This is a genomic window from Synechococcus sp. H60.3, from assembly GCF_047462295.1.
Taxonomy (GTDB): Bacteria; Cyanobacteriota; Cyanobacteriia; order Thermostichales; family Thermostichaceae; genus Thermostichus.
In genome coordinates this window covers 1-7,112 of the sequence record NZ_JANSIY010000018.1, presented here as the reverse complement: position 1 = coordinate 7,112, position 7,112 = coordinate 1, and the positions used below count along the sequence as shown (strand labels likewise).

General features: G+C 63.2%; 6 protein-coding genes and 1 pseudogene. 6 read left to right on the top strand and 1 reads right to left on the bottom strand.

Going from position 1 to position 7,112, the window contains the following annotated elements; genetic code table 11:
* Nucleotides 1–337 (bottom strand): annotated as a pseudogene (locus NW841_RS03430) (amino acid ABC transporter substrate-binding protein); the annotation flags it as partial.
* Between the two features lie 349 nt (nucleotides 338–686).
* Here NW841_RS03430 and NW841_RS03425 point away from each other — a divergent pair.
* From NW841_RS03425 to NW841_RS03400, 6 genes are all read left to right on the top strand, one after another.
* A complete protein-coding gene (locus NW841_RS03425) occupies nucleotides 687–1,499 on the top strand; it encodes a class I SAM-dependent methyltransferase (protein ID WP_414385366.1) in 813 nt (270 codons plus the stop codon).
* A 261-nt stretch (nucleotides 1,500–1,760) separates the two neighbouring features.
* Nucleotides 1,761–3,125, top strand: coding sequence for a histidine phosphatase family protein (locus tag NW841_RS03420; RefSeq protein ID WP_414364531.1), 1,365 nt, complete (start codon nucleotides 1,761–1,763; stop codon nucleotides 3,123–3,125).
* An 11-nt stretch (nucleotides 3,126–3,136) separates the two neighbouring features.
* Nucleotides 3,137–4,465 (top strand): dihydroorotase, encoded by a 1,329-nt coding sequence (locus tag NW841_RS03415; protein WP_414385365.1) that lies wholly within the window; start codon nucleotides 3,137–3,139, stop codon nucleotides 4,463–4,465.
* On the top strand, nucleotides 4,449–5,627 hold the full coding sequence (locus tag NW841_RS03410) for an L-threonylcarbamoyladenylate synthase (RefSeq protein ID WP_414385362.1): 1,179 nt from the start codon (nucleotides 4,449–4,451) through the stop codon (nucleotides 5,625–5,627). The genes NW841_RS03415 and NW841_RS03410 overlap by 17 nt, the downstream gene beginning before the upstream one ends.
* Entirely contained in the window at nucleotides 5,597–6,127 is a 531-nt protein-coding gene (gene purE, locus NW841_RS03405) for a 5-(carboxyamino)imidazole ribonucleotide mutase (RefSeq protein ID WP_414364528.1), read from the top strand. The genes NW841_RS03410 and purE overlap by 31 nt, the downstream gene beginning before the upstream one ends.
* A gap of 39 nt (nucleotides 6,128–6,166) precedes the next feature.
* On the top strand, nucleotides 6,167–7,006 hold the full coding sequence (locus NW841_RS03400; RefSeq protein WP_414385361.1) for a hypothetical protein: 840 nt from the start codon (nucleotides 6,167–6,169) through the stop codon (nucleotides 7,004–7,006).
* The last annotated feature ends 106 nt before the right edge of the window (nucleotides 7,007–7,112 follow it).

Genomic DNA, 7,112 nt, shown 5'->3' with positions numbered 1-7,112 from the left:
GGGCGCGGGCGTTGTTCAAAAAAATGCGCGCTTCCGGGTCGTTGCGGTTGTTCTGCAGCCCCATCTCCAAAAGCGGGATCGCCGCCCCAAAATTGCCCTGGCGGATGAGCTCTGCGGCAGCCACGGCGGCGGGGCTGCTATCGGCAAAGAGGGTGCGCTCGCCGCTGGTTAAGAGCAGATCCTGGGCCCTACTGCCCAACTCTGGCAGCGACACTCGCGGCAGCGAGATCCCTGGCGGCCAGCGAAGGTAGCCCGCCCGCCAAGCGCGATGACCGCCCCAGAGGAGCAGGAGCCCCAGAGCAATGTAGACGATGGGTGGCGGAGACTTGGCAACCATGGGCCCCAAAGAAGAGAACAACAGCAGAATCCGGGCAGCAGGGGTACTGCTCACACCTTCAGGAAGCTCCTGGAACCCCTCTCTTCAAGGATCTTCAAGAATTTCTTGAAGCATACCCGAAGGATCGGGCCGATAGGTAGGGCTGTTGCGGTATTGGCGCTCCAGGTGCTCCACAATGGAGACAGGAACAGAGGGAGTTGCCGAGGGCTCTTCTGGGTGTACGCTGGGGCTCAGTCTCCCAGTTAGCCTGCAGAGATGGGGCCCAAACCCCTGCAGCGATCAGCAAAAGGACGATAGCGGCGGCGTCAAGCAATGCGACATCGGGTCAAGACGCTGGCTTTCCCTTCCCATGATAGAGGTTGTCGAAAACCCTTTACCTCAGGATCCGCTCGAACAAGCCCTGTGGGACTGGCACCGGGGCCAGGCCAGGGGCTCCCTGCGCTTGCACGCCTACAGCGCCGAGGGGATCCCGCTGGCAGAGGAGCCCCAGGTGGTCTCGCCGGAGGTGTTCTTCACCCAGGAGCTGCCGGAAGTGGAGGCCCTGGCTTTGGATCTCTGTCGCGGTTGCGTGTTGGACATTGGCGCCGGCACAGGCCGCCACAGCCTGCTGCTGCAGGAGGAGGGGTTGGCTGTGGCCGCCCTGGATCGCTCCCCCGTGGCGCTGCGGATCATGGCCGAACGGGGGGTGCGCTGCCGCATTGCCGCCGACCTGTTCTCCTGGGAGGGGCCGGAGGAGCCCTTCGATACGCTGCTGCTGCTGATGAACGGCGTCGGCCTGGTGGGATCCCTGGCGGGATTGGAGCGTTTTTTAACCTTGGCCCGCCACTGGGTTCAGCCTACCGGCCAGTTGCTTGTGGATTCCACCGATCTAAGCGACCTCAGGGAAGATGGCGGCTCGGCGGATCTGCCGCAGGTAGAAAGTTCAGCCGATTCTGAAGCCGAGGATTGGGAGAAGGGGAAGGACTTGAAAGCGGCGGGCGAGGCAAAAGCCAAGGTGGTGAACTTTGTGGCCGAGTACAACGGGCAGCGCGGGGATCCCTTTCCCTGGCTGTTTGTGGATCCGGAGACCCTGCTGCGCTATGCCCACGCCCACGGCTGGCAGGGACAAATTCTCTACCAAGAGCCGGAGGGAGCCTTTCTGGCACGGCTTGCGCCTCTCTAAGCGTAGCCCCTTAGTGGGAAAGGATCTGCGACAAAAAAGGCGGGAACGCTCTTCCTGGGGGTTGCTGAAAAACTCTTGGGGGGTGTTTTCTTCCACGATCTTGCCGCGGTCAAAATTGAAAACTTGACCGCCCGATCTGTTGAGGCCAGAATCCGGGATCCCAACTCCTAGAAAGAACCCCACTGGCAGGGCAAGCCCAGTCCAACAGCGATACTCTAGGCGATACTCTAGAAGGTGTTCTTGAGTAAGTCCGTGCAAACAATGGCTCAGCCTGCCCTGCGCATCCTGCTCGTGCGCCACGGTGAGAGCACCTTCAACGTCGAAAATCGCATCCAAGGCCGCTCCGATCTCTCTCGCCTCACCCCCAATGGAGAAGCGCAGGCACAGCGGGTAGCTGAGGTTCTGGCCGGGATCCCCTTGGATTACACCTACTGCAGCCCTCTCTCCCGTGCCCTCGACACCGCCCGTATCATTCTCAAGGAGCGAGCGGGGATCCCTTTGTCCATCAGCGAGCACCTGCGGGAGATTGACCTGACGGCCTGGGAGGGCTTGACCTTTGCCGAGGTGAAGGAGAAATACCCAGAAGATTACCACCTATGGCGGCACCGTCCCGACGAGCTAGAGCTGGAGGGGCGCCTTCCGGTGCGGGATCTCTGGCAGCAGGCGCAGGAGTTTTGGCAACTGCTGGCCGAGCAAGTGAAGTCAGCGCCCCCCACCTCCTCTGATCGGGGAACCGATCCAAGGCATCCCCTCAACGTTCTCGTCGTCGGGCACAGCGGCATCAACCGCGCCCTGGTCAGCACCGCCATCGGCCTGGGGCCGGTTCACTACCACCGTCTTGGGCAAGATAACTGCGCCATCAGCGTTCTCAACTTTCCCCAGGGCCTGGGGGCGCCGCCACAACTGGAATCTTTGAATATCACTGCCCATCTGGGTCAGCCTCTGCCCAAACGCAAGCGGGGGATGCGCATCCTGCTGGTGCGGCACGGCGAGACGCAATGGAACCGGGAGCAGCGCTTTCAGGGGCAGCGGGATATTCCCCTCAACGCCACTGGCGAGGAGCAGGCAGCTAGGGTGGCGGAGTTTCTCGCCGATCAGCCGCTGAACCTGGCTTTTTCCAGCCCGCTGAAGCGCCCCTGGGCCACGGCGGACGCCATCTGCAGCAACCACCCCAACCTGATCCTGCGCCCAATGCCGGAGCTGCAGGAGATCTGCCACGGCGATTGGGAGGGCAAGCTCCAGAGCGAGGTGGAAGCCGAATACCCAGGCGAGCTGGAGCGCTGGCAGCGGGATCCGGCCACGGTGCAAATGCCCAACGGGGAAAACCTGTACCAAGTGTGGGATCGCACGCGCTCGGCATGGGAAGAGATTTTGGCCATCACCGCCGCCCAATTTCCCGAAGGCACGGCCGTGGTGGTGGCCCACGACGCCATCAACAAGGCGATCATCTGCCAGTTGTTCGACCTTTCCCCCCACGCCTTTTGGATCTTCAAGCAGGGCAATGGGGGCATTACCGTTATCGACTACCCCGACGGCAAGGACGGCGCTCCTGTTCTCAAAGTGTTGAACCTCACCACTCACCTGTCCGGCCAGATTTTCGACTGCACCACAGCGGGTGCGCTTTAGCGAGGTGGAAGATGGGATCCACCTTCCCTGCCGACCTGAGCCTGCTCAATCTCTGCCTCCGTGGGGTGCGCCTGTTGGATCCCTGGCAACAGCGGGATGAGGTGACCGACGTGTGGCTACAGCAGGGCCGCCTCCGGGCTACTCAGCCAACGGGGATCCCTGCCGACATCCCCCGCCTGGATGCTACTGGCTGGGTGCTGGGGCCAGGTTTGATAGATCTGTACGCCCACAGTGGCGAGATCACTAACGAAGAGCTCTCCCCCGGCCGCGAGACCCTCACTTCTCTAGGGGCGGCAGCTCTGGCAGGGGGGTTTACCCAAGTGGGTCTTCTCCCTGCCCCCCTGCCGGGAACGGCGACTTTCCCGGTGCTGAACCAGCCGGAGCAGGTGGGCCGCTACCGCCGCCGACCTGGGGATTCCCGCTGGCTGCCCTGGGCTGCTTTGAGTTTGGAGGACAAGGGAGAGACCGCCAACCCCTGGGGAGAGCTGGCCCAGGCAGGAGCCATTGGCTTTGCCACTTCCTTTAGCAGCACATCATCCGCAGGTTCCCCGGTCTTGTTGCGCCGGGCCCTGGAGTATTTGCGGCCTTGGAATAAACCACTGCTGGTTTGGGCCTGGGATCCCACCCTGGCGGGCTCGGGCAGCCTCTACGAGGGGGTGTGGGCCCTGCGCCTAGGGCTGAAGGGGATCCCAACTAGTGCCGAAACTGCCGCCTTGGCCCGCCTCCTAGAAGTGATGCGCAGCGTTGCCTCGCCGGCGCCGGTGCATGTGATGCGCCTTAGCCAAGCCCGCAGTCTAGAGCTTGTCCAGCGGGCTCAGACGGAGGGGCTGCCAGTTACCGCCAGCACCACCTGGATGCACCTGCTCTTGGCGGAGGAAGCCGTCTTGGAGCACGGCTACGATCCCAACCTGCGCCTGCTGCCTCCTCTGCCACACGTCGCCGACCGGGAGGCCCTTATTGCCGGGATCCGCAGCGGCAGCCTGGGCATCGCCACGGATCATGCTCCCTACACCTACGAGGAGAAAACCCTGCCCTTTGCCGAGGCTCCTCCTGGGGCCATAGGCCTGGAGTTGGCCTTGCCGCTGCTGTGGCAAAACCTGGTGGAGACGGGATTGCTAACAGCGCTACAGCTCTGGTCGGCCCTCAGCCTCTACCCGGCCCGCTGCCTGGGGCTGGAGCCGCCCTGTCTGGATCCCGGCAGTGACTGGGTGCTCTTTGATCCAGCCCATACCTGGACAGTTTCAGCAGCTACCCTCCGCTCTCACTCCCAAGCTACTTCCTGGCTGGGCAAGACCCTGCGCGGCAAGGTGTTGCACACCCACGTTGAAGAAGGAAGCTAGCCCTGAGGCCGAGACCGGCAAAACCCGTTCTCGTTGCCCGCAGGGCCGTGAATCCCCTCCCATGCAAACCCAGATCCTCCCCCCCACCCCTGAGCACCTTGCCCTGGCGGCTGAAGCGCTGCGGCAGGGCCAGTTGGTGGCCATGCCTACAGAAACGGTCTACGGCCTGGCAGGCCACGGCCTCAACGAGCAGGCGGTGGCCAAGATCTTTGCCGTCAAGGAGCGCCCCCGCTTCGATCCCCTGATCCTGCATCTGCCGGCTGGGTTGGATCTGGAGGCACTGCAGGGCTGGCTGGTAGATCTGGCGGCTTTTACTCCCGCCGCTCGCGCTCGCCTGGGATCCCTCGTCAACACCTTCTGGCCGGGGCCGCTGACCTTGGTGCTACCTAAGGGATCGCAGGTGCCGGATCTGGTCACCAGCGGTTTGCCCACCGTAGCCCTGCGGGTGCCGGCCCACCCCGTAGCCCAGGCTTTGCTGCAGGCAGTTCAGGTGCCCTTGGCTGCCCCCAGCGCCAACCGCTTTGGCCGCCTCAGCCCCACCTCGGCCCAGGCTGTCTACGCCGAGTTGGCGGGGCGGATCCCTTACATCTTGGACGGGGGGGAGTGTGCCGTAGGCGTGGAATCGACAGTCCTCAAGCTCAGCCCAGACGGCACTCCCACCTTGTTGCGCCCCGGCGGGATCCCACAGGAAGTTTTGGCATCCCACCTCAATTTGCCCCTCAGCTCTCCCCCTGCCCCAGACCGCAAGGAGAGGCCAGAGGCTCCCGGCCAACTGAGCAGCCACTACGCCCCCGGTAAGCCCCTCTGGCTTTTGCCCACTGCCTTTACCCAGCTTCAGCCCGAGGACTGGCAACAGTTGCAGCGCTTGGCCACCGGCCACTCGCACCTAGGCATTCTCAGTTTCGCCGCCAAACCAGAACTGCTGGCAGAAAGCCTCTCCCACCACTGGCCTGAGGTCACCTTTACCCTAGAATGTCTGGGCCCGGATCCCAACTTGGCGGCCCGCGCCCTCTTTGCCAGCCTGCGCCGCCTGGATGAGGGAGCGGCCACTCTGCTGTTGGCCGAACCGCCACCGGTCGTCACCGGCCTAGGTTATGCGATCATGGATCGACTACGACGGGCCAGCCGCTCATGGAAGTCTCCCCTCTCGTCGCTATCGTAATGGGCAGCGATTCGGATCTGCCCACCCTGGCACCCGCTGCCCAGGTGTGTGAGGAGTTCGGGATCCCCTACCAACTGCAGATCCTCAGCGCCCACCGCACCCCTGAGGCGATGGTGGACTTTGCCCGCCGCGCCCATACTCAAGGGATCCGCGTCATCATTGCCGGCGCCGGCGGGGCAGCCCACTTGCCGGGGATGGTGGCGTCTCTAACTCCTCTGCCGGTCATTGGGGTGCCGGTGTTTAGCCAATCCCTACAGGGGCTGGACTCCCTCTACTCGATTGTGCAAATGCCCAAAGGGATCCCAGTAGCCACCGTGGCCATCGGCAATGGCTACAACGCTGGGCTCTTGGCCGTGCAGATCTTGGCCAGCGGCGATCCCGCTCTGCAACAACGGGTGCTGGCCTACCGGGAAAGCCTTAAGCAAGCGGTGCAAGAGAAAAACGCCCAGTTGCAAACTCAAGGGTGGAAAGCCTACCTCGGCTCTGCCGGCAGAGCATGATTAGTAACATAATTAGGAAGCGAACATAGTTAGGAAGCGTTGACCTGTCTTGCCACCTTGGCAGGGGCCAGATGGGACGAAGTCTTGGAGTTACCGACAGTGAAGGATCGGTCAGGTCGCCCCTCTTCCAGCCAGGGATCCTGGCGGGAGTATCTGCAGCGGGTTCAGAAAGGGGCAGTGGAGAGGGGATCCCAGGTGGCCCTGTGGCTACTCTCGGGGCCGCAATGGCGGGTTTTGGCCCTGTCGGGCTTGGCCTTGGCGGGGCTGGCTTTTTGGCACTGGCGGCTAGCTCTCTCTCTAGCTGTGGGCAGTGGGGCAATGCTGGGGCTGTATGCTGCGCGCAGCCCTGAGTTCAGCCGCCGCTGGCAGGAGTTGCAAGCCTGGTTTCGCCAAGCCGATCGCTCCCTGCTGCTTGCTGTTGTCGGGGGGGCAGGTGCCACCCTGGGCACCTACATCGTGGTTTCCATCTGGGCAGAATCCAGCCAGCGCTGGCTGGCCACGGGCGCCATTTTGCAAGGGCTAGCCACCTTTGCCCTGTTGGCGCTGCTGTTTTGGGAGTGGCTCAGCCGCCGCCAGGAGCGGCAGCGTTCCCAACTGGAGCGAGATCTCAGCGACATTGCTTCCCCCGACTCCTACCGACGGCTGCTGGGCGTGCGTCGGCTGCAGAGCTTGATGCCATACCTGGATGCCGAGCAGACGCGGCTAGCGGTGGACTACCTCCGCCTCGCCCTTGACCAAGAAACCGTGGCTGTCGTCCGGGAAGCCCTGCTGGAAGCTCTGCAGGGGTGGGGTATTCTGCGTCGCCTCAACGATTTGGCCGACCTCAAATGCCCCGAAAGCAGCGGGGATCCCTCTTCAGGTCGAAACCGCAGTGTCTAGAGGTCTCCCGCAGGCTGGCAAATCTTCATAGAGCGGCCTTCCAGAGGATAGAGTGGAAGGGTTCTCCCTTAGCAGATCGCGGTTCTCTATGACCCCCACCATTGAA

What these genes read in the sequence shown, in the direction of transcription:
- purE (WP_414364528.1), top strand. Translation starts at nt 5,597, where the DNA reads ATGGAAGTCTCCCCTCTCGTCGCTATCGTAATGGGCAGCGATTCGGAT.
- NW841_RS03415 (WP_414385365.1), top strand. Translation starts at nt 3,137, where the DNA reads ATGGGATCCACCTTCCCTGCCGACCTGAGCCTGCTCAATCTCTGCCTC.
- NW841_RS03425 (WP_414385366.1), top strand. Translation starts at nt 687, where the DNA reads ATGATAGAGGTTGTCGAAAACCCTTTACCTCAGGATCCGCTCGAACAA.
- NW841_RS03420 (WP_414364531.1), top strand. Translation starts at nt 1,761, where the DNA reads ATGGCTCAGCCTGCCCTGCGCATCCTGCTCGTGCGCCACGGTGAGAGC.